This window comes from Brachybacterium alimentarium (assembly GCF_002332425.1).
GTDB classification, from domain to species: Bacteria; Actinomycetota; Actinomycetes; order Actinomycetales; family Dermabacteraceae; genus Brachybacterium; species Brachybacterium alimentarium.
Map to the genome: position 1 here is coordinate 282,842 of NZ_NRGS01000011.1, position 20,828 is coordinate 303,669.

Annotated in this window: 21 protein-coding genes; 7 read left to right on the forward strand and 14 right to left on the reverse strand. The window is 70.5% G+C overall.

Annotation, left to right across the window (positions count from 1 at the left end; all coding sequences use genetic code 11):
- Positions 1-4 precede the first annotated feature (4 nt).
- The 4 genes from CIK71_RS08740 to CIK71_RS08755 form a co-directional block, all read right to left on the reverse strand.
- Positions 5-1,282: a metal-dependent hydrolase family protein gene (locus CIK71_RS08740; RefSeq protein WP_217990155.1), complete on the reverse strand. Its 1,278-nt coding sequence runs from the start codon at positions 1,280-1,282 to the stop codon at positions 5-7.
- Between the two features lie 143 nt (positions 1,283-1,425).
- Positions 1,426-2,067, reverse strand: a complete 642-nt coding sequence (locus tag CIK71_RS08745) for a hypothetical protein (protein WP_141393705.1) — start codon at positions 2,065-2,067, stop codon at positions 1,426-1,428.
- Between the two features lie 28 nt (positions 2,068-2,095).
- On the reverse strand, positions 2,096-3,520 hold the full coding sequence (locus CIK71_RS08750) for an Nramp family divalent metal transporter (RefSeq protein WP_217990156.1): 1,425 nt from the start codon (positions 3,518-3,520) through the stop codon (positions 2,096-2,098).
- 54 nt (positions 3,521-3,574) lie between these two features.
- Positions 3,575-3,988: an NUDIX domain-containing protein gene (locus tag CIK71_RS08755; protein ID WP_096164833.1), complete on the reverse strand. Its 414-nt coding sequence runs from the start codon at positions 3,986-3,988 to the stop codon at positions 3,575-3,577.
- Positions 3,989-4,133: 145 nt separating this feature from the next.
- Between CIK71_RS08755 and CIK71_RS08760 the strand changes: the two genes are divergently transcribed.
- On the forward strand, positions 4,134-4,436 hold the full coding sequence (locus CIK71_RS08760) for a hypothetical protein (protein WP_096164835.1): 303 nt from the start codon (positions 4,134-4,136) through the stop codon (positions 4,434-4,436).
- Between the two features lie 107 nt (positions 4,437-4,543).
- Positions 4,544-4,975 carry a VOC family protein gene (locus CIK71_RS08765; RefSeq protein WP_096164918.1) on the forward strand — a complete coding sequence of 144 codons (432 nt, stop codon included), beginning with the start codon at positions 4,544-4,546 and terminating at the stop codon, positions 4,973-4,975.
- On the opposite strand, the gene CIK71_RS08770 is transcribed toward CIK71_RS08765, so the two are convergent.
- The gene (locus CIK71_RS08770; protein ID WP_096164837.1) at positions 4,976-5,947 is read right to left on the reverse strand and encodes a GNAT family N-acetyltransferase; all 972 of its coding nucleotides are present in this window, start codon (positions 5,945-5,947) and stop codon (positions 4,976-4,978) included.
- 68 nt (positions 5,948-6,015) lie between these two features.
- Complete coding sequence (locus tag CIK71_RS08775) at positions 6,016-7,215, reverse strand: MFS transporter (protein WP_096164839.1); 1,200 nt, start codon at positions 7,213-7,215, stop codon at positions 6,016-6,018.
- 139 nt (positions 7,216-7,354) lie between these two features.
- Here CIK71_RS08775 and CIK71_RS08780 point away from each other — a divergent pair, with 139 nt between their 5' ends.
- Entirely contained in the window at positions 7,355-8,344 is a 990-nt protein-coding gene (locus tag CIK71_RS08780; RefSeq protein WP_176485592.1) for an HD domain-containing protein, read from the forward strand.
- Between the two features lie 12 nt (positions 8,345-8,356).
- Here CIK71_RS08780 and CIK71_RS08785 read toward each other — a convergent pair whose 3' ends face one another.
- Positions 8,357-8,560, reverse strand: coding sequence for a hypothetical protein (locus CIK71_RS08785; RefSeq protein WP_096164842.1), 204 nt, complete (start codon positions 8,558-8,560; stop codon positions 8,357-8,359).
- A 98-nt stretch (positions 8,561-8,658) separates the two neighbouring features.
- On the opposite strand from CIK71_RS08785, the gene larC reads away from it, so the two are divergent.
- A complete protein-coding gene (larC, locus tag CIK71_RS08790; protein WP_096164843.1) occupies positions 8,659-10,053 on the forward strand; it encodes a nickel pincer cofactor biosynthesis protein LarC in 1,395 nt (464 codons plus the stop codon).
- Positions 10,054-10,096: 43 nt separating this feature from the next.
- Positions 10,097-10,555, forward strand: a complete 459-nt coding sequence (locus CIK71_RS08795) for a cupin domain-containing protein (protein ID WP_096164845.1) — start codon at positions 10,097-10,099, stop codon at positions 10,553-10,555.
- 2 nt (positions 10,556-10,557) lie between these two features.
- Here CIK71_RS08795 and ppsA read toward each other — a convergent pair whose 3' ends face one another.
- From ppsA to CIK71_RS08830, 7 genes are all read right to left on the reverse strand, one after another.
- Positions 10,558-12,948 carry a phosphoenolpyruvate synthase gene (gene ppsA / locus CIK71_RS08800; RefSeq protein WP_096164847.1) on the reverse strand — a complete coding sequence of 797 codons (2,391 nt, stop codon included), beginning with the start codon at positions 12,946-12,948 and terminating at the stop codon, positions 10,558-10,560.
- A gap of 26 nt (positions 12,949-12,974) precedes the next feature.
- Positions 12,975-13,850 carry a pyruvate, water dikinase regulatory protein gene (locus tag CIK71_RS08805; protein WP_096164848.1) on the reverse strand — a complete coding sequence of 292 codons (876 nt, stop codon included), beginning with the start codon at positions 13,848-13,850 and terminating at the stop codon, positions 12,975-12,977.
- 109 nt (positions 13,851-13,959) lie between these two features.
- Positions 13,960-14,583, reverse strand: coding sequence for a class I SAM-dependent methyltransferase (locus CIK71_RS08810; protein WP_096164850.1), 624 nt, complete (start codon positions 14,581-14,583; stop codon positions 13,960-13,962).
- Positions 14,584-14,597: 14 nt separating this feature from the next.
- Positions 14,598-15,638 carry a hemolysin family protein gene (locus CIK71_RS08815; RefSeq protein ID WP_096164852.1) on the reverse strand — a complete coding sequence of 347 codons (1,041 nt, stop codon included), beginning with the start codon at positions 15,636-15,638 and terminating at the stop codon, positions 14,598-14,600.
- Complete coding sequence (locus CIK71_RS08820; protein WP_096164853.1) at positions 15,635-17,002, reverse strand: hemolysin family protein; 1,368 nt, start codon at positions 17,000-17,002, stop codon at positions 15,635-15,637. Before CIK71_RS08820 ends, CIK71_RS08815 begins: the two co-directional genes overlap by 4 nt.
- A gap of 182 nt (positions 17,003-17,184) precedes the next feature.
- Positions 17,185-18,963 (reverse strand): hypothetical protein, encoded by a 1,779-nt coding sequence (locus tag CIK71_RS08825; protein WP_096164855.1) that lies wholly within the window; start codon positions 18,961-18,963, stop codon positions 17,185-17,187.
- Between the two features lie 95 nt (positions 18,964-19,058).
- Complete coding sequence (locus CIK71_RS08830) at positions 19,059-19,715, reverse strand: alpha/beta hydrolase (RefSeq protein WP_096164856.1); 657 nt, start codon at positions 19,713-19,715, stop codon at positions 19,059-19,061.
- A gap of 314 nt (positions 19,716-20,029) precedes the next feature.
- Between CIK71_RS08830 and CIK71_RS08835 the strand changes: the two genes are divergently transcribed.
- Positions 20,030-20,509 (forward strand): DUF2975 domain-containing protein, encoded by a 480-nt coding sequence (locus tag CIK71_RS08835; RefSeq protein WP_096164857.1) that lies wholly within the window; start codon positions 20,030-20,032, stop codon positions 20,507-20,509.
- A complete protein-coding gene (locus CIK71_RS08840) occupies positions 20,509-20,739 on the forward strand; it encodes a helix-turn-helix domain-containing protein (RefSeq protein ID WP_096164858.1) in 231 nt (76 codons plus the stop codon). The genes CIK71_RS08835 and CIK71_RS08840 overlap by 1 nt, the downstream gene beginning before the upstream one ends.
- Positions 20,740-20,828 lie beyond the last annotated feature (89 nt).

Genomic DNA, 20,828 nt, shown 5'->3' on the forward strand with positions numbered 1-20,828 from the left:
ACCGTCACCCGCGCTCGACGATCTGGCCGCCCTTCATGATCATCGTGAACGCCTCGTCGGGGCGGGCGAGGAGCGAGATGTCCTCGAGAGGGTCGCCCTCCACGAGCACGAGGTCGGCGATCGCCCCCTCCTCGACCACGCCGAGCACCCCGGGGTACGGGTTCCTCTCCCCGCACAGTCGCAGCAGCTCAGCATTGCGGATGGTCGCCTGCTGGAGCGCCTGGGCCGGGGTGTACCAGCGGGTGAGCTTCGCGAGCTGGGCGCCCTGCCGGGTGGCCAGGCGCGGGTCGAACAGGGTATCCGTCCCGAACGCCACCTTGATGCCGTGGGCGATGGCGAGCTCATAGGCGCGGTCGGTGCCGGCGACCATCGCCAGCTGCTTCTGCCGGCTCGGCCCGGACATCGGGATCACGTCCTCGTCGTCCAGGAACGGTTGCAGGCTCCACCACACGTCATGCTCGGCGAGCAGCTCGGCGGTCTCCTCGTCGATCAGCTGACCGTGCTCGATGCAGCGCACGCCGGCGTCGACGGCGGTCCTGATCGCTCTCGGCGTGTACGCGTGCACGGTCACGTACGTCCCCCAGTTCTCCGCGGCGGAGACCGCCGCCCGCATCTCGGGGACCGTGTACTGGGAGACGTCCAGCGGGTCGTAGTGGGAGGCCACGCCTCCGCCGGCCATGAGCTTCACCTGCGTGGCTCCCTGGCGGAGCACCTCGCGGGAGGCCCGCAGCACCTCCGCCTCGCCGTCGGCGATCGCGGCCACGCCGAGCAGCTCGACACGGCTGAGGTGACCGGCCGCGCCGCGCGGCACCTCGTGCGGCATGCGGAAGTCGCCGTGGCCACCGCTCTGCGAGATGAAGGCGCCGGACGGATAGATGCGCGGCCCAGGCGTGACGCCCTCGTCGATCGCGCGCTTCAGCCCGTGCGTGGGACCGCCGAGGTCCCGCACGGTCGTAAACCCGCGCTGCAGGGTGTTGCGGGCGCTGACCACGGCCTTCGCATAGAGATACCCGGGATCTCCGGACATCATTCCGGCCGGCGAGATCTCGGTGAAGGCGGCGTGCCAGTGCGCGTCGATCAGTCCGGGGATCACCGTGCGACCGGTGCCGTCGATGACGCTCGAGGCACCGTCTCCCGATGGCGCCGGGTTCGGGCCCTTCGACGGACTGATCGCGCTGATCGTGCTGCCGGCGATCTCGATGTCGTGCGGCCCGGTGATCACCCCCGCCCGGCTGTCGAAGACCATGACGTTCTGGATCCTGCTCGTGATCGTTCCGTTCACTGTGAACTCCCGTCTCGTCGCACTGCGCGGGAACTCTACTCCTGGGTAACTCAACAGGAGGTGACGTTCTGCGGGGAGTCGGGTGAACGCCGCCGTCGATTCGGGCGCCTGCTGCTCGAGAGCGATCTCGCGGTGCGGCCACCTCATCCCGCCCGGTCAGAGCCCCTCGCGATCACGGCGTCCAGCCCTTCAAGGCCGGACACGAATCCTGGCTCAACCGCCGCCCGAGCTGCGCAATAGTGCTCGTACGCTGCCCGGGCCGTCGCGGGCCCTGCGGGAACGCGCAACAGGGAGAGCTCGTCCACCGCGCGGTCATCCAGGGCTGTCGCGTGGGGGTGGTGGGCGGTTCCTTCCTGGCGATCTGCAGCGACCATCCACTGGACGAGCGATTCGCGGATGATGCCGAGCGTCAGATGGAGCCCGATCAGATGACTGCCTCGCCCGAGCGTCACGGCCGCCAGTGCCGCGTCGAACCGGATGTCGTTATCTGCAGGTTGGTCCGGGAGCAGCCCTTCGGCACCCGTGATCGTGAGGTCGACCCGTCGGCCATCATCGAGCACGGCGCGCACCACGTGCTCATCGCCGTCCTGCACCGATTGCCAGGCCCACAGCGGCGCGCCGAGTGCCGCCTCGAGAGACACAGGGGACGTGACGCGAACCATCACGTCCAGGTCGCTCCACGAATCGGTGGACGCCGGCTCGAGCATGGATCCGTAGACCTCGATCTCGGCGTCCGGGAGCGCCTCGCGAAGCGTGCTCAGGGTGTCGCCCTGCCACATGCTCATGGGCGTAGACTACGGCCTCTCACCCGCCTCAGCCGACCACCGTGGTGGCCGCGGAGTAGATCCCGAGCGCGATGATCGCGATCGCGCTGATGATCAGCGCGACGTGGAGGAAGCGACCGCCCCGCAGCGCGGGCTCGATCCGTCCGCGCAGGTAGAGGGCGGAGACGGCGACGGCGGCCAGGAAGATACCGCCCGCGATGCCGCCGACCATGATCATCACCAGCGGCTCGTTGATCCACAGGAAGGTCAGCAGCCAGATGATCGGCAGCAGCGCGATGAAGAACCGCATCCAGCCGTTGCGCTTGCGGGCGTCGGTCCAGTCGAACACCCCGATGATGGACAGGGCGTTGGCCCAGGATCGTGACCACGAGGGGATCGCGGCCCAGATCGTGGAGCCCAGCGCGGCGAGCGCACCGATGAGGAAGATGATCCGGCCCGGCTCGTCGAAGACGCCGGCGAAGGTCTCCGACAGCGTCAGGATCATCTCGTTGCCCTCGGGGACCAGGCCCTGCGGGTGCAGGACCGCGGCCCCGAGGATGTAGAACGCCGCGGTGGAGACGGTGTAGACGACCCAGGAGACCATCGCGTCCTTCTGCATGACGGCGATCCAGCCACGGGCCCGACGGCGGTAGTCCTCGGTGCCGTCGTTCGGACCCGACCAACGGGCATAGCCCTTCTCCAGGCACCAGTAGGTGTAGGCCGTGATCTCCTCGGAGGCCACGCCGGTGAGGCCGAACATGGTCAGGGCGATGCCGATCGCCCCGAGGGGGAGCTTCAGCCCGAAGCCGGAGGCGAGGTCGCCGCCGGAGTACGCGAACTCGCTGAACGGCAGGGCGATCACCACGAGCACCGTGACGAGCACGAACGTCATGGTCAGGATGGTCGCGACGTTCTCGATCAGCCCGTATCTGTTCGAGATCAGGGTGGCGATCGCGATGACGGTGACGACCACGGCCCAGAGGGTCACGGCGGCCGGCGAGAGCGGTCCGAACCCCAGCGGCGCGAGGATCGACAGAGCGGCCGCCATGCCGCCGATGAGCCCGCCGGTCTGGACGAGCTTGCTGATCGCCATGAGCGCCCACATCAGGAACACCCAGCTGACGGGTCCGATCCGCGGAGGGACCCGGTTGTAGCCCTCCATCCCGCCTTCGCCGGTCACGATGGAGTAGCGCGCCATCTCCATCTGGACGGCGACCTTAACGATGGTCGAGACGAACACCAGCCACAGCAGCACGAACCCGGCCTGGGCGCCGAGCGAGGTGGCGGTGATGAGCTCCCCCGCGCCCACGACGGACGCGGAGACGATCAGGCCCGGCCCGAAGAACTTCGAGGAGGCGCGCCAGCCGACCGGCGGCTCCTTCACCGCAGCAGGGTCGAGGGCGTACGGATCGCCGCTGACGAAGCGTTCGGGAGGCAGGTCCTGCTGGTCGGGTGCGGGGACGGACGCAGTCACGAGGGGCTCCCAGGAAAGAGGTCGGCGCCGCCATGCGCCGTGGCTGCGTCGAGCCTAGTGCGCACCTCCTGGCGGGGGCGACCCGACATGCTGCACCGCGGCCCGGGCGCCCTCCGGCACGAGGGCGAGGTCGTCGACACGGTCCAGCGGGATCCAGCACGGCTCGTACACGTCGGCCGCGTCTGACCGGTCCGCCTCCGGCCCGCCGAGCACCGGCGGCGCGAACTCGGTGCGCACCACGAAGTACAGAGCCGGCGCTCCTGACTCGAGAGGGATGGGCAGGAGCACGCCCAGCTCCCCCTGCAGACCGGTCTCCTCGACGAGCTCGCGCAGGCAGGCAGCCTGAGGACTCTCTCCGGACTCGATCCCGCCGCCCGGGAGCACGACGTATTCCCGGCCGCCCCGTCGGCGCCGCATCACGAGGAGATGGCCGTTCTCGACCACGACGGCGACTGCACGGATCCGCATCGACTCAGGCTAGCTGTGGCGAGATCCCCCTGCGGGTGGACCCGCTCGAGACCGCGGGCTGACTCACCGCGGCAGGGCCGGTTCCTAGGCTGGCGGCATCGCCCGGCACACCGGGCACCATCTCGACCACATGAAGGGATCTCCAGTGACTGCCTACGGCACGATCACCCACCACGGAACCGGCAAGGGCACCGCGAGCCTGCTGCTCGGCATCCTCTCGCTCCTCGCGGGATGGACGCTGATCGCTCCGCTCGTGGGCCTGATCCTCGGGATCTCGTCACGCGGGAGCGAACCCTTCGCCCGCGGCCGTGCCGGCTGGGGGATCTTCCTGAACATCCTCGCGATGATCGGCTGGGTCATCGCGTTCGTCCTGCTCGCCGCGGCCGGCGTCACCGTGACGCTCGGGAACGTCGACCTCGGAGCGCTCGGAGCCCTCTTCGGGGGCTGAGGCTGGCACCGCTCCTCTGGTCCGCCTATTCCGCTCGTCGGCCCCGAGGCCTACGCTCGGCGACGAGCGTGCGGCATCGAGCCCGCGCCGGCGTCGAGGAGGACACCATGCCCGCAGCCCTGCACCCCTACCTCAACTTCGACGGGAACTCCCGGGAGGCCTTCGAGTTCTACGGCCACGCCCTCGGAGCGATCCCGCAGTTCGTGACCTTCGGGGAGGCGGGCGCCGTCCCGGTCGACCATCCCTCCGCGGACAAGGTCATGCACGGCTCCCTCGAGGTCACCGAGCTGATCCGTCTGTACGTCTCGGACGTCATCGAGGGCATGAGTCCCGACGGCTTCACCCCGGGCACCAACGTCACCCTCTCCCTGATGGGCGACGACGAGACGCTCCTGCGCAGCGCCTACGAGAGGCTCTCCGAGGGCGGCAGCATCACGATGCCGCTGGAGAAGCAGATGTGGGGCGACGTCTACGGCTCGTTCACGGATCGCTTCGGCATCGTCTGGCAGGTGAACATCAGCGCACCGGCGCAGGGCTGATCAGCCGACGGGCCCCTCGAGGATCGTCAGCTGATCGACGATCCGGAAGCCGATGGCGCGGTTCAGCGCGAGCATCGGCGCGTTGTCCAACGCGGTATAGGTCTGGATCCACCGGGCGTCGTTCACCTCGTGGAGCGTCATCAGATTCTCGAGGTTGGCGAGCTTGAGGGCGCGGCCCACGCCGTGGCCGCGATGGCCGCGGTCCACGAGGGTGTCGTCCTGGGTGAGGATCTCGGGATCGTGACGGTTCACGAAGATCTCGGTGTAGCCGACGCTCCTGCCGTCGAGCCGGGCGAGGCTGCGCACCAGGATCCAGCCCTGGTCGGCCATCCGCTGCTCGCTGCGACGCACGCTGCTCACGTCGCTGCGGGTGGCGGGCCGGGTGAGGTCGCCCATCGGCACGTCCTCCTCCATCTGGGTGGTCAGGCGCGTCCAGTCCTCGATCACGTCGTCGGGGCAGGCCCCGGTCCACGACCGCACCTCCACGCCCGGTGCGCTCCGCTGCTGCGCGCGCAGTGCGGCGGCCTCGACGGGCAGGTCCAGCAGCAGCCGATGCTCCTGATGGCCCGCGCGCAGACCGAGCGCGGTCCCGAACGCGACGCCGGCCTCGGAATACGTCTCCGCCTGCGCCACCTCGGCAGCCCCCCGCAGGCGCTCGCGCACCGCCTCGGCGAGCGCGGTCCCGATGCCCTGACGACGGGCGTCGGGCAGCACGGAGATCTCGACGTCGGCGGCTTCCCCGGGGTCCGCGTCGGCCCCGGCGGCGCCGACGGGACGGCCCTCGAGAGTCGCGGTCAGCAGCACCGAGGTGCGACCGGGCTTCGGGTCCCCGTACTGCGCCAACGTGGTCTCCGCGCTCGCCCACCAGGCCGCCTCGCGCCCGGCGTTGAAGCCCTCGCCGAGCAGGGCGTTCCAGGCGCGGAGGTCATCCGGGCGGGTGAGGTCGACGTCGGCGATCTGCAGGGAGCTCATGCAGTCATCGGACCATGGGCGACCGGGCGGGACAACCGATATCCGCCGGCTCGTCGCGTCGGAGCTGCTCAGCGGGTGCGCGCGAGCTCCTCGTCTGCCACGATGCGGGGCGCGGTCGACGGCGCGAGCAGGGCAGCCACGAGCACCACGGCGAGCGGCACCACGAGCGCATGGCGCAGTCCGACGTGCTCGCCGAGGAAGCCGAGCGTGGGCGGACCGACGAGGAAGGCCAGGTAGCCGATGGTCGAGGCGAGGGCCACGCGGGCGGCCGGATTCGTGCCCGAGTCCCCCGCGGCGGACAGCGCCAGCGGGAAGCCGAGCGACGCGCCGAGCCCCCACAGCACCACGGCGGCCACGGCCACCGCTTGGCTGTCGACGAAAGCGATCAGCACCAGCCCGGCGGCGGCGAAGAGCGCGCTGACCATGAGCACGCGGGAACGGCCCACCCGGGCGACGATCGGTCCGCCGGCGAAGCGGCCGACGGTCATGGACGCGGCGAACAGGGCGAACACCGTCGAGCCCATGGTCGCGCCGAAGCCGTGGCCGTCGACCATGATCAGCGGCAGCCAGTCGTTCGCGGTGCCCTCGGCGAGGGCCATCGCCAGCACGATGCAGCCGATGAGCACCAGGCGGGTGTCCTTCCAGAGGGCGGGTCGCGGCGTCGCCGTCTGCTCCGCCCGCTCCTCGGCGGAGATGAGCCCGACGCCGGAGGGGATCGAGCGCATCGCCCAGACCAGCAGCACCGCCCCGATCGCGGAGGTCAGCACGAGGTGCGGCAGCACCGGGAACCCACCCGCGTTGGCGAGGATCCCCAGCCCCGCACCGATCACGGTGCCGAGGCTGAAGCAGCCGTGCAGCGCGGGCAGGAACGGTCGCCCGCCGAGCTTCTCGACCTCGGCCCCCTCGACGTTCATCGCGACCTCGCCGCTGCCCATCCCGGCCCCGAACAGGGCCAGGCCGAAGGCGGTCAGCAGCGGCATGCCGGCGACGGCCCCGAGCGAGATGACCGGCAGCGCGATGACGATCAGGGTGGATCCGGCCAGGACCACGGGACGCGTGCCCAGGCGCATGACCAGCGGACCCGAGGAGAGGATGCCGATCATCGAGCCGACGGACAGGCCGAAGAGCACCAGCCCCATCTGCGCGGTGGACGCATCGAGCTGGTCCCGCACGATCGGGGTGCGGGTCACCCATGCCGACATGCTCAGGCCCGGCAGCAGGAACAGGGCGTACAGCGCCCAGCGACGGCGACGCAGAGGGATGGGCACGAAGGCTCCTCAGAAGGGGTGGGGGGGCGACGGAGTCCGCCGCAATGCACGGTCGTACACACCGCGCTGGCCCAATCTAGTCGCCTTCGCGCAGGCGTGGGAACCCGCGCTACCGTGGGGGAGCTCCCCAGGAGGTGCGATGAATCCGGATGCCGCGGACACCCTCGGGATCGACGGCAGGTGGTTCGACCCGCTGTGGCGGATCACCGTCGATCTGACCCCGCTCGAGCAGGCGCTGCTGGACTCGTGGCCGGTGCGCCGCCTCGGCTTTGTCGCGCATGCCGGCGCGGCCTCGCTGACCACGACGCGGACGTACTCTCGGCTCGAGCATTCCCTCGGCGTTCTCGCCCTCGTCGCGCATTTCGCTCCCGATGACCAGGTCGCGCGCGCGACCGCGCTGCTCCATGACGTGGGCCACCTGCCCTTCAGCCACACGCTCGAGGGCATCGAGGGCCTGGACCATCACGAGCTGGGCCACGCCCGGATCCGGTCGATGGGTGAGCTGCTGGCGCAGCACGGTCTGGACGCCGAGCGTCTGCTCGAGGTGGACGACGGCCGCATCGACTCCCCGCTGACCAGCCGCCCCGGCGGCATGAAGCTCGACCACCTGGACTCCTTCCTGCGCAGCGGCCAGGCGCACGGGCGCACCCGGTCCCTGCCGGCGATGGTGCTTTCCCGGCTGCGGCTCCTCGAGGGCACGGTGGACACGGATGCGGAGACCGGTGCCGAGCTGGTGCGGCTGGCGGTCGCCGAGGCTCGGGCTCAGCGCTCTCCCGCCGATGTCGTCCCCGTCGCGGTACTGCGGCACCTGGTCACCACGGCACTCTCGGGCGAGGATCCCGATCTGAGCGTCGAGGAACTCGTCGAGATGACCGACGACGAGCTCCTCGCGGCTCTCCGCGACTGCCCGTCGACGGCCGAGGAGGCCGAGATGTTCCAGAAGCACCCGCTGAGCTGGCGACTGCTCGCAGAGCACGACGACGAAGGCGCCGGAACAGCCCGGGTGGAGCACCGCATCACCCGCACGTATCTGGACCCACCGAGCGTCGACGGCGAGCTGCTGCAGAGCTCCGAGGCCGACGAGCTGCGCCGCGGCCTCCCCCTGGTCTTCGTCCTGCACCGGCGGTGAGGCCGTGGGGCGTCACCGCAAGAAGATCAGCGTGACCAGCGCATCGAGGGCGACTCCGTGCGATGCCCCGGGCAGATGCATCGGATGCGGCTCGAGCACGATCACCCCGGTCACGGCGACGAGGAGCAGTGCGACCACGGCGGCGGCGCACAGGGCGAGCGCCGTGAAGGCGCGCCGCTCGATCGCGACGAGGCTGGACATCTGCTCGTGGGTCATACCTCTAGATTAGGCCCCCGGCAGCGCACGTGCCACGGTCCCCGGCAACAGCCGTTCACCGCTGCCCGTTCCGCGCCGGGACCTCTACGATCGTGCTCATGGAGCCCTCCTCGCACCCCGCCCCGCGCCTCGCCTATCTCGATGCGAGCGCGGGCATCGCCGGGGACATGCTGCTGGCCGCGCTGGTCGACGCCGGAGCCGATCTGGACGCGGTGCAGCGCGTGCTCGACGCGCTGGTCCCGGAGTCGGTGCGCTTCCGGCGCAGCGCGGTGGATCGTGCCGGGCAGCGCGCCACCAAGGTCGACGTCGACGTCCTGGTCGAGGACCCCCCTCACCGCACCTGGGCCTCGATCCGCACGCTGCTCGAGCGTTCCCGCGGGAACGTCGCCGTGCCCGAGCGCACGATCGACCTGGCGCTGAGAGTCTTCGGCCTCCTGGCCGACGCCGAAGGCACCACCCACGGGGTCCCGGCCGACGACGTCCACTTCCATGAGGTCGGCGCACTGGACTCGCTGGCCGATGTGATCGGGGCCTGCGAAGCGTGGCGCCAGCTCGGCATCACCGAGGGCGTCGGCAGCGCGATCGCCGTGGGCAGCGGGCGCATCCGGGCCGCGCACGGCGACATCCCGGTGCCGGTCCCGGCCGTGGTGCGCCTCGCGATCGGCTGGCCGACGGTCGCCGGCGAGCTGCTGCCCCCGCGTGGCCACGACCATCCCCACGTCCCCGCCGACGACTCCTCGGCGTCGGATGTCGACGTCCCCGCCCACGTGGCCGGCGGACCCCACGAGCACGGCGGCCGGCGGGTCCCGGCGGGCGTCGCGCCGGGCATCGGCGAGCTCGCCACCCCCACCGGCGTCGCCCTGATGCGGGGCCTGGCCGGGACGGCGGGCCCGCAGCCGATGGTGTCCACCGACGCGGTGGGCGTCGGCGCCGGTACCAAGGACACCCCCGGCCGACCGAACGTGGTGCGGGTGCTCGTCGGCCGGCCCGGCTACGGCGCAGGCAACGGCACTGCCGCCGTCGACGCGCACGACACCCCGACCGCGGCCGTGCAGCTCGAGGCGAACGTCGACGACCTCGACCCCCGGCTGTGGCCCCGCATCATCGACGAGCTGCTCGACCACGGTGCCCTCGACGCCTGGCACACCCCGATCACCATGAAGCGCGGACGCCCCGCGATCACGGTCCACGCCCTGGTCAGAGAGGATTCCGTGGAGGACCTCGCCGCAGTGATCATGGATCGCACCGGCACCCTGGGCGTGCGGATGCACCGCGTGGAGCGGATCATCCGCACCCGCGAGTTCGCCGAGGTCGAGGTGCAGGGCCAGCGGATCTCGGTGAAGATCGCTCGCGACGCCCACGGCGCCGTCGTGCGCCGCGAACCGGAGTTCCGGGACGTCGCCGCGGCGGCCCGCGTGCTCGGGATCAGCGAGCGCGCGATGCTCGATCTGGCGAAGGAAAACGCGACCGGCCTGACGGAACCGCAGAACTGACGGATACTGGGCAGGGACCATCGCTGCTCACCTGGAGGTTCCCATGGCTGCCCTGACCGACGCGCTCACCACGGCGATCGATATCGCGCGAGAGGCGGAGAACGGCCGTCACGCCGAGATCCTGGTCCTCGACGGCCCGCTGCGTCAGACGGTGATCGCCCTGACCAAGGGCGTCACCCTCGCCGAGCACAACTCGCCGCCCGCCGCCTCGATCCAGATGATCCAGGGCAAGGTCAAGATCACCGGCGAGGAGTCGACCGTGATCCAGACCGGCTTCCTCGAGGCCCTCACCCACCATCGCCACGCCGTCGAGGCCCTCGAGGACTCGGTGTTCCTGCTGACCACGGTCACCTCGGTGCCGGGCTCGGAGAGCCACAGCGGCCCCGGAGCGCTCACCGGCGAGCTGCCGCAGATCGACGAGGAGATCCTCACCGAGTCCGACCAGGCCGACGCGCTGCGGGAGACCGATCAGCAGACCGGCGGCGGCCGCCTCGACAGCTGAGCTCAGGCCACCTCTCCCCCGCCCTGGCGGGCGAGCCGCAGCCAGGTGTCGACCACCGTGTCCGGGTTCAGGGACATCGAGGCGATGCCCTGGTCCATCAGCCACTGTGCGAGATCGGGGTGGTCCGAGGGCCCCTGGCCGCAGATCCCGACGTACTTGCCCGCCGCTCGGCAGGCCTCGATGGCGCGTGACAGCATGAACTTCACGGCAGGATCGCGCTCGTCGAAGGCGTCGGCCACCAGACCGGAGTCGCGGTCCAGGCCGAGCGTCAGCTGCGTCATGTCGTTCGAGCCGATGGAGAAGCCGTCGAAGTGCTCGAGGAACAGCTCCGGGGTGGCGGCGTTGGAGGGGATCTCGCACATCATGATCACCTGCAGGTCGTTCTCCCCGCGCACCAGGCCGTGGCTGGCGAGCAGATCGATGACGCCCTTGCCCTCGGCGGGCGTGCGCACGAAGGGGATCATGAGCTTCACGTTGGTCAGCCCCATGTCCTCGCGCACGTACCGCAGCGCCTCGCACTCCATCGCGAAGCACTCCGCGAAGTCTGTGGAGAGGTAGCGGGAGGCGCCGCGGTACCCGATCATCGGGTTCTCCTCGTGCGGTTCGAACAGGCTCCCGCCCAGGAGGTTCGCGTACTCGTTGGACTTGAAGTCGCTCATCCGCACGATCACCGGCTCCGGTGCGAAGGCCGCGGCGATGGTCGACACGCCCTCGGCGACGCGCTGGACGAAGTAGTCCCGCGGTGAGGGGTAGGCGGCGACCTGGGCCCTGACCTGTGCGGCGGTCTCGGGCTCGTCGGCCTCCAGACGGTCCAGCTCCAGCAGGGCGCGGGGATGGATGCCGATCTGCCGGTTCACGATGAACTCGAGACGGGCCAGTCCCACGCCGGCGTTGGGGAGGCGGGAGAAGGCGAAGGCCTGCGTCGGCGTGCCGACGTTCATCATGATCTTGGTGGGCAGCGGCGGCATGGAGTCCACCTGCGAGGAGGCGACGGTGAACTCGAGCTCTCCGTCGTAGACGAACCCGGTGTCCCCTTCGGCGGCGGAGACGGTGACCTCCTCGCCGTCCTGCAGGTCCCGGGTCGCGGTGCCGGTGCCGACGACCGCCGGGATCCCCAGCTCGCGGGCGATGATCGCGGCGTGGCAGGTGCGGCCGCCGCGGTCGGTGACGATCGCGCTCGCGCGCTTCATGATCGGCTCCCAGTCGGGGTCGGTCATGTCTGCCACGAGCACCTCCCCGGGGACGAAGTCGTGCATGCGATCGATGTCCGCGAGCACCCGCACCGGGCCGGCACCGATCTTCGCCCCGATCGCGCGACCCTCCACCCGCACGGTGCCGCGGGAGGCCAGCTGGTACTTCTCGACGGTGCTGCCGGCGCGCGACTGCACCGTCTCGGGGCGGGCCTGGAGGATGTACAGGCCACCGTCGGCCCCGTCGAGACCCCACTCGATGTCCATCGGGCGCCCGTAGTGCTCTTCGATGACGAGCGCCTGGCGCGCGAGCTCGGTGACCTGCTCGTCGGTGAGCGAGAGCCGCACCTGCTCGGTCTCCTCGACCGCGATGAACTCGGTGGTGCGGCCGACGGCGGGATCCTCCGTGTAGACCATCTTGGTGGCCTTCTCGCCCACGGACCGCTTGAGGATCGCGGGGCGGCCCTCGCGCAGACCCGGCTTGTACACGTAGAACTCGTCGGGGTTCACCGCGCCCTGCACCACGCCCTCCCCCAGCCCGTACGCCGAGGTGATGAAGACGGCCTGGTCGAAGCCGGATTCGGTGTCGACGGTGAACAGCACGCCGCTCGCCCCGAGGTCGGAGCGCACCATCTTCTGCACCCCTGCGCTGAGCGCCACCGCGGCGTGCTCGAAGGAATGGTGCACCCGGTAGGCGATCGCCCGGTCGTTGTACAGCGAGGCGAACACCTCCCGGATGGCGGTGAGCACCGCGTCGATGCCGCGCACGTTGAGGAAGGTCTCCTGCTGACCGGCGAAGGAGGCGTCCGGGAGGTCCTCCGCGGTGGCCGAGGAGCGCACCGCGAACGAGGCCTCCTCGCCGCTGCCCGCCGCGAGCGTCTCGTAGGCGGCGCGGATGTCCGCCTCGAGCTGCTCGGGGAACGGCTGCTCGATGACCATCCGACGGATCGTGCGGCCCGCCTCGGCGAGCGCCCGGGTGTCCTCGGTGTCCAGGCCGGTCAGCTGCTCGTCGATCCGTGCGGCGAGGCCCGTGCCGCTGAGGAACTCGCGATAGGCGTCCGCCGAGGTGGCGAAGCCGTCCGGCACCTGCACCCCCAGCCGGCTGAGGTTCGAGACCATCTCCCCGAGCGAGGCGTTCTTTCCGCCGACCTGGTCGAGATCGGTCATGCCGAGCTCGGAGAACCAGTGGATGCTCTGCGTCATGGTGGGCTCCTTCGGGTGGGAGGTGCTCAGCGGGGGGTCGTCCCGCGGCGTTCGAGCGATTGGAGGATCAGGGTGGACATCTCCTCGACCGATCTGGTCGAGGAGTCGACGAAGGGGATCCCGTGCACGTCGTAGACGCGCCGGGCGCGGGACAGCTCCCAGCGGGCCTGCTCCGCGGAGGCGTAGCGGGACTCCGGCATCCGCTCGGAGCGCACCGCGGCCAGGCGCTCCGGGGAGATCAGCAGGCCGAAGCAGCGCTCCGCGAGCGCGGAGATCGAGGCGGGCAGGACCTCGGCAGCGAGGTCCTCGTCCACCAGGGGATAGTTCGCCACGAAGATCCCGTGCATGAGGGCGAGATACATGCTGGTGGGGGTCTTGCCGCAGCGCGACGGCGCGATGAGCACCACGTCGGCCTTCTCCAGGGCCCGCACCGACTGGCCGTCGTCGTGCTCGATCGCGAACTCGACGGCCTGCATGCGTCGGTTGTACCGATGCGAGTCGCCCACACCGTGCAGGCGGGCCGGCGCGTGGTCGCCGCTCATGCCCAGCTGCGCCTCGAGCTGGGCGAGATGCCCGCTCACGAAGTCGACGACGGGGGCACGGGTCTCCAGCAGCTCCTCACGCACCGCCTCGTCGACCACGGTGAGGAACACGATCGGGGCGACGGGGCCGTCCATCGCGGCATCGAGCCGGGCGCGCACCTGGCGGGCCTCCTCGACGCTGCGCACGAAGGGGATCAGGGTGCGCTCGAACGCCGCCCCGGGGAACTGGATCAGCAGGGCGTTGCCCATCGTCTCCACGCTGATGCCGGTGGAGTCGGAGATGAAGAAGACGGGGACCGCCGGGGCGGAGGGGTCCGGGGCAGGGGGCAGCGGCGGAGGGATCGGCAGCGACGGACCCATGGGCGCCCCTTCCACTGGCCCGGTGCCGGCACCGGGGACACGACGTCGTGTCGGGCCAACCTAACGCGCGCACCCGGGGCGCGTCGGCATTCACGCCGTGATCGGCGTCTCACCGCTCGCGGCTCAGGATCCCCACCAGGAAGTCGTCGGTCGCGGGGCGCAGGTCCCACGAGGAGAAGCGCTGGTCGAGGCGGAGCCCGCCCTCGGCGGCGTCGGCCGCGAAATCCTCGGCCTCGTACCCGCGGTCCAGCCCGAACCCGACCACGAGCCGCCCCTCCGGGGCGAGGTGCTCGGCGAGCCGGGCGAGGGCCGGGCGGCGCTCGCTCCCGGCGAGGAAGGTCAGGACGTTGCCGGCGCAGACCTCGAGGTCGAACTGCTCCGCCTGCCCAGCGCCGTCGCGCAGGTCCAGCTCGGCGAGGTTCCCGACCTCCCAGCGCACGGCGGGGTGGTCCTCACGGGCCACCTCGATCAGGTGCGGGTCGAGGTCGACGCCGACGACGTCGTGGCCGGTGCCCGCGAGATAGCCGCCGAGGCGTCCGCTGCCGCAACCGGCGTCGAGGATCCGTGCCCCGCGCGGCGCCATCGCGTCGAGCAGGCGCGCCTCGCCGTAGATGTCGTTCCCGGAGGCCTCGATGCGCCGCCAGCGGTCGGCGTATCCGCGGGCGTGCTCGGGGTTGTTGCGCACGGCCACGGTCCAGAGGTTCTCGGCAGGGCCAGGGAGAGGAGTCGTCATCCTCCCATCCTGCCTCAGGCGGCCACGCGCGAGTCGTCCCGGATCTGGCCCACGAGCTCTTCGAGCATGTCCTCCAGGGTGACGATGCCGATGACCTGTCCGGCCTCGTCGGTCGCGGCACCGAGATGGGCGCCCGAGTCCTGCATCGAGGTGAGTGCCTGGCGCAGCGGCTCGTCGGCCCCGATGCAGGGAAGGGTGCGGATGCGGGCCGACGGGATCGGGTCGTCGCGATGAGCATGCACCGAATCGAGCAGGTCCTTGATGTGGACGTAGCCGGTCAGTCGCCCATCGGCCGCGCGCACCGGGAACCGGGAGAAGCCCTCGACCGCGGCGGCCTCGGCCTGCGCGGCGGTGACCCCCTCGGGCAGGCTCGAGATGCTCTCCAGCGGGATCACCAGGTTCGCGACGCTGCGGGCCTCGAAGCGCAGGGCGCCCAGCAGCAGCGCCTCGTCGTTGTCCTCGAGCAGTCCGCCCTCGCGGGACTCGCTCACCATCGCCGCGACCTCATTGCGGCTGAAGACGCTGGTCACTTCGTTCTTCGGCGTCACGCCGAGGATCCGCAGCACGAGGTTCCCGGCGCTGTTGAGCAGCCACAGCACCGGTCGCAGCACGGTCACCACACCCATGAGGATCGGTGCCAGGATCAGCGCCATCCGCTCGGGGCCGGCCAGCGCGATGTTCTTGGGCACCATCTCGCCGAACACGACGTGGAGGTAGGTGACCAGGGCCAGCGCGATCACGAAGGAGATCGGGTGCACGAGCGAGCTCGGCACGGACAGCGCCTCGAAGGGCGCGGCGAGCAGGTGGGCGATGGCGGGTTCGCTGATCGCGCCCAGCGCGAGGGAGCACACGGTGATGCCCATCTGGGCGCCCGCGAGCATGAGCGAGACGTGCTCCATCGCGGTGATGGTGACCTTCGCGGACCACTTCCCGTCGAGCGCCTTGGGCTCGATCACGGAGCGGCGGGCGGAGATCAGGGAGAACTCCGCGCCCACGAAGAAGGCGTTCAGCAGCAGCAGGAGCAGGGTGAGGGCGAGACCGGTCGCGGTGCTCATCGCTCCTCCTCGCCCTCGTCGTCGTCCTCGTCGGCGGGGGGCTCGACCTTCACGTGCACCATCTCGATCCGCATGCCGTCCACCTCGGTGACCTCGATCCGCAGCTGGGCGGGCTCCTCACCGGGGGCGGGATCGGTCGCGACCAGGATCTCGTCGCCGACCTCCGCGAACCGGCCCAGCTCCATCGTGACCAGGCCGCCGAGCGTGTCGTAGTCCTCGTGCTCGGGCACGGTCACGCCGAGGCGCTCGGTGGCCTCGTCGGGGCGCATCCGGGCGTCGAGGTCCCAGGAGCCGTCGGCCTCGGGGGTGTCGTCCATCTCCTCGTCGTGCTCGTCGCGCACCTCGCCCACGATCTCCTCCACGAGGTCCTCGAGGGTGATCAGCCCGGCGTGGTCGCCGAACTCGTCCACCACGACGGCCATCTGCAGGCCGCCGGCGCGCAGGGTGTCCATGAGGTCGTCCAGCGGCACCGTGTCCGGCACGAAGGTGGCGGTGCCCATCACGGCCTCGACCCCGGTGGTGGGCCGCTCGTCGAAGGGCACGGCGAGGCCGTGGCGGATGTGGGCGACGCCGGCGATCTCGTTCTCGTCGGTCAGCACCGGGAAACGGGAGTGGCCGGTGGTGCGGGCCAGCTCCAGCAGGTCCTCGACGGTGTCGTCGACGTCGAGGGAGTCCATGCGGCCGCGCGGGACCATCGCGTCGTGCGCCCGCCGGTCGCCGAACGCGAGGGTGCGCTGCACGAGCGAGGCGGTCTCCTCGGCGAGGGCTCCTTCGTCGGCCGAACGCTTGACCAGCGCGGAGAGCTCCTCGGCGCTGCGGGCGGAGCTGAGCTCCTCCTGCGGCTCGACGCCGAGCGCTCGCACCACGGCGTTCGCGTTGCCGTTGAACAGCCTGATCGGCAGGGCGAAGATCCGGGTGAACACGCGCTGGAAGCCGACCACGGCCTTGGCGGTGCGCAGGGGCTGCGCGATCGCCAGGTTCTTGGGGACCAGCTCGCCGAAGATCATGGTCATCGCGGTGGCGAGCACCAGCGCGATGGTCACCGAGACGGATCGTGCGGCGACCGTCCCGAGTCCCCTGTCCACCAGGGCGGGGCCGATCAGAGCGGCGATCGCGGGCTCGGCGAGGAAACCGATGGCGAGGTTCGTGACGGTGATGCCGAGCTGGGCCCCGGACAGCTGCGTGGACAGGGACTTCATGCCCTCGAGCACGCCGGTGGCGCGCTTGTCCCCGCCGTCGACGGCGGCCTCGACGTCATTGCGGTTCGCGGTGATGAGGGAGAACTCCGCGGCGACGAATCCGCCGCAGGCGGCGACGAGCAGAAGCCCGATGCCCAGGGAGATGAGGGGACCGATCAGGTCCATGGACGGATCCCCCCGTGGAATGCATGTCGTGTCAGGCCCGAAGGCCTGGGACTGTCACTGGGGGCGTCGCTGGCGGCGCTCATGATCTCCTGGTGCTCCTCATTCCCCGCTCCGGCGATCGGGCGGGCTGAGCAAATGCTACAACTCGGATCCTGGGTGCGGGAGGCTCTGTGGAGGAGCGCTCAGACCGCCCCGGGGCCTTCCGGCGAGGAGCCTCCCAGCAGCGACTTGATCCTGCCGCGGTAGAGGTAGCCCAGCACGCCCGCGGCGATCGCCAGGCCCACCACTGCCAGCAGCACGACGATGCCCACGATCGCACCGACGCCGAGCCCGGTTCGCTCGGCGGTGACGTTGAGGATCACGCCGTGCGAGCCGTCCACGGTGACTGCCTCCTCGCCGAGGGCGGCGCTGCCCGTCTGGTCCTCCACCACGGCGATCGGGCGCAGCCCGTCACCGTCGATCGTCCAGCTGCCTTCGGCGCTGATCTTGCTCATCAGCTTCTCGTTCACGCCCATGGCCAGCGACACGGAGTAGTCGCCGTCGGAGCGCTCGCTCACCGACACCTCCGGGGCTCCCTCGACGCCCTCGAAGCCGAGCTTCTGCAGCGCACCGGAGAAGTCGCTCGAGGTGTCCGCCTCAGCGGTCCGGGTGTACGTGACGAGGTCACCGGATTCGGAGCGCTCGGTGCCCTCGCCCAGGAAGTCGGTGACGTTGTCGGCGGTGACCACCTCGTCGTCGGCCGCGGGCAGCGAGAGCTTCATGGTCGCGCTGCCGCCTCCGTCGCGGTTGACGGTGACGGCGTACGAGGCCTCGCTGAAGGTGATGTTCTTGGTGATCACCTGGGGCTCGGGGCCGCCGTCGAGCGCGATCTCCTCCGTGCCCTCCGGGTCCTCGACCTCGCCCCCGGTGAACCCGGCGGGCACCTGCAGCGCCTGGCTCAGCGTGCCCGACTCCCCGCAGGCCACCGCGCACTCGATCGAGTCGACGACCCGGGTGTCGATCGCGAAGGGATCCTCGGAGTTCGGCGAGGTCTCGACCGAGAACGTGCTCTCGGACGTGGCCAGAGCGGCATCCGTCCAGGTGCCGACCTGCTCCGCGGTGCCCGCCGGGAAGGCGAGCACCCAGGTCGTGCCGGTCTCCTCGGCGGGAGTGAGGTCGCCGCCCTCCGGGGTCGCCTCGCTGAAGAAGGCGTCGAACTCGTCCTTGGCGTCGAGATAGGTCTCGCGCTTCAGCTCATAGGTGAGAGTGCGGGTGTAGGAGTCCGCGCTCGGGTCCTCCGCCCCGGTGGTCACCACGTTCACGCTGTCGAACCCGACGGACTGCGCACTGGTCCACTCCGGGGCGGAGTCGTCGCCGAAGGTGCTCGTGCGCTCCAGGGACGTCCCCTCGACCTCGACGGTGACGTCGCCCGCGTCCAGCGCCTGGTCGATGTCGCTCTCGCTGTCGGAGCCGAGCTTGCCGTCGTCGAACAGCGCCTTCACGGCCCAGCGGGTGAGCTCCTTGGCCGTGAAGTTGCGCGTGAGCGTGTAGCCGGAGCTGAAGGGCGGGCTCGGCGGGGTGAACGTCACCTCGGCGGTCTTCGAGAGGTCTCCGGCGGCCAGGACCGGCTGGGCCTTCTTCGCGTAGTCCTTCGCGTCGGCGAACTCGAGGGTGAGGGTGAAGACCGTGTCCGTGCCGTCCTTCGTCATCCCCTCGTAGGACAGCCCCGGATTCTTCGCCTCGATCACGGACTCGACCGCCTTCGCACCGCCGTCGATGTCCTCCATGTCGCTCTCGGAGATCGTCACGGCGAGGGTCTGCACGCCGGAGCCGTCCTCCGAGATCTCGGTGACGTCGTCGACCTCCCCGCACGCGGCCAGCAGGAGCATCGCCGCGGCCCCGGCGAGCATCAGCAGCATCAGCCGCAGTCGCGACATCCCCCACGAGGTCCGGAGCACGATCGGGCGGGCGGTGTTGAGCATGGGCGTCCCCTGGTACGGCGGCGAGATGGGTCCTCACCGGGCGTGATCTGGTGCACGCCATCCTAAGCAGACGGGCCGATTCTCGCGACAGCTGTTCACAATCCGCGCTCCAGGAAGGCGGCGACGGCGCGCAGCTCGATCTCGTCCACCGCGTGCCCCAGGTGCGGCCTGCGCTCCTCCTCGAGCCGGGTGTGGGTGCTCATGAACTCGCGCACCGCTTCCTCCCGCTCGGGATCGACCAGCGGATCCATCCCTCCATGGCCCCACAGGGCCGGCGGGCGCCTCTCGGCGAGCGCGGCATCCCCCGGCATCGGCGCGGGGAAGGGGAAACCGGACAGCTGCACGATCCAGTCCAGCGCGTCCGCGTCGCGGCGCAGCAGCTGCATCGCGAGCGCTCCGCCCTGGGAGAAGCCGATGGCGCCAACGACGGAGGTCCCGTGGGCCCGCTGCACCGCGATCCACCGCTCGACCGCTGCGGCGGAGGCCTGCAGCGCCTCGGGGCGCTCGGGGTCCATCGGCATCTCGAACCAGGCATAGCCCTGCACGTACCGATAGATCCCGCGCAGGGAGACGTAGGCGAAGTCGCTGGGCAGGAACGGGACGAGGCCGGCGAGGTCGCCCTCGTGGCTGCCCAGGCCGTGCAGCAGGAGCACGACGGGCCTGCCGTCGGCCGGTCCGGAGCGCACCACCGCGCCCTCGTCGATGTCCTCGGCGATCAGCTCGACCGGTGCGTACTGGGAGGGGTTCGTCATGCCAGCAGGCTAACCAGCGGGTATGAGAGGACCCGCAGGCTGCGCATCTGCGCTGGCCGGCTGGACGATGTCCGACCACCTGCGGGTCCCGGCAGCTCGGTGGGATTCGCTGCGGGTCCGTCGGGACGCCTCAGCGGCGAGCCACCTCACTTGTCCGATAAGAAATCACTTCTCGGATCACCTCCCTTCCAGTGTCCGACCACCGTAGGACTCCGCTCCGAGGAGAGCAACGGATTATTCGCGGCGCGAAGCAGGCACCGAAGCATCGTCATCGATCGATTGACATTCGATAGATCAACGGCGAGACTCGATATATGCCGAACCGTTTTGCCATCCACGCTCTCCGCGTCCTGCTCGCCATCGCCCTGGTGCTCGTCGCTGCGCTGCAGCTCGGCATCCTCCCCTGGCTGTCAGGGGCATTGGCCGAGGCCGAGCCGGACGTGGCCTCACTGCGATGGCCGATGCTGGTTCTGTCGATGACCGGCCTGGCCTGCGTCGAGGTGGGCATCTTCTCCACGCTGCGGCTACTGGGCTTCACCCGACGCGATGAGGTGTTCACCCCTCGTGCCCTGCGCTGGGTCGACGCGATCATCGCCGCCTTCCTGGTGGCGAGCGTGATCTGCCTGGTCACCCTGTTCTACGAGTCCTTCACCGTGAGCGGCCCGCCACTGTTCTCGCTGATGCTGCTGGCGGGGACCGTCGGGGGTATCGGCATGGCCCTACTGATGGGCGTGATGCGCTCGCTGCTGGTGCAGGCGACGACGCTGCGGCTCGAGATGGAGGCGGTGATCTGATGGCGATCGTGGTGCGCATCGATGTCGAGCTGGCCCGGCGGAAGATGTCCGTCGGCGACTTCGCCCAGCGAGTGGGGATCTCCCCGGCCAATGTCGCCGTGCTGAAGAACGGACGGGCGAAGGCCGTGCGGCTCAGCACGCTCGAGGCGATGTGCGAGGTGCTCGATTGCCAGCCGGGCGACCTGCTCGAATGGGTGTCCGACACTCCCCCGCAGGCGGATCCCGGCTGAGCGATCCCCCGTGCCAGGATGGCCCTCGACATCGACGTCGTCCCCGAGGAGCCCCCGTGCAGTCCGTCCTGACCGATTCCCTGGAGAAG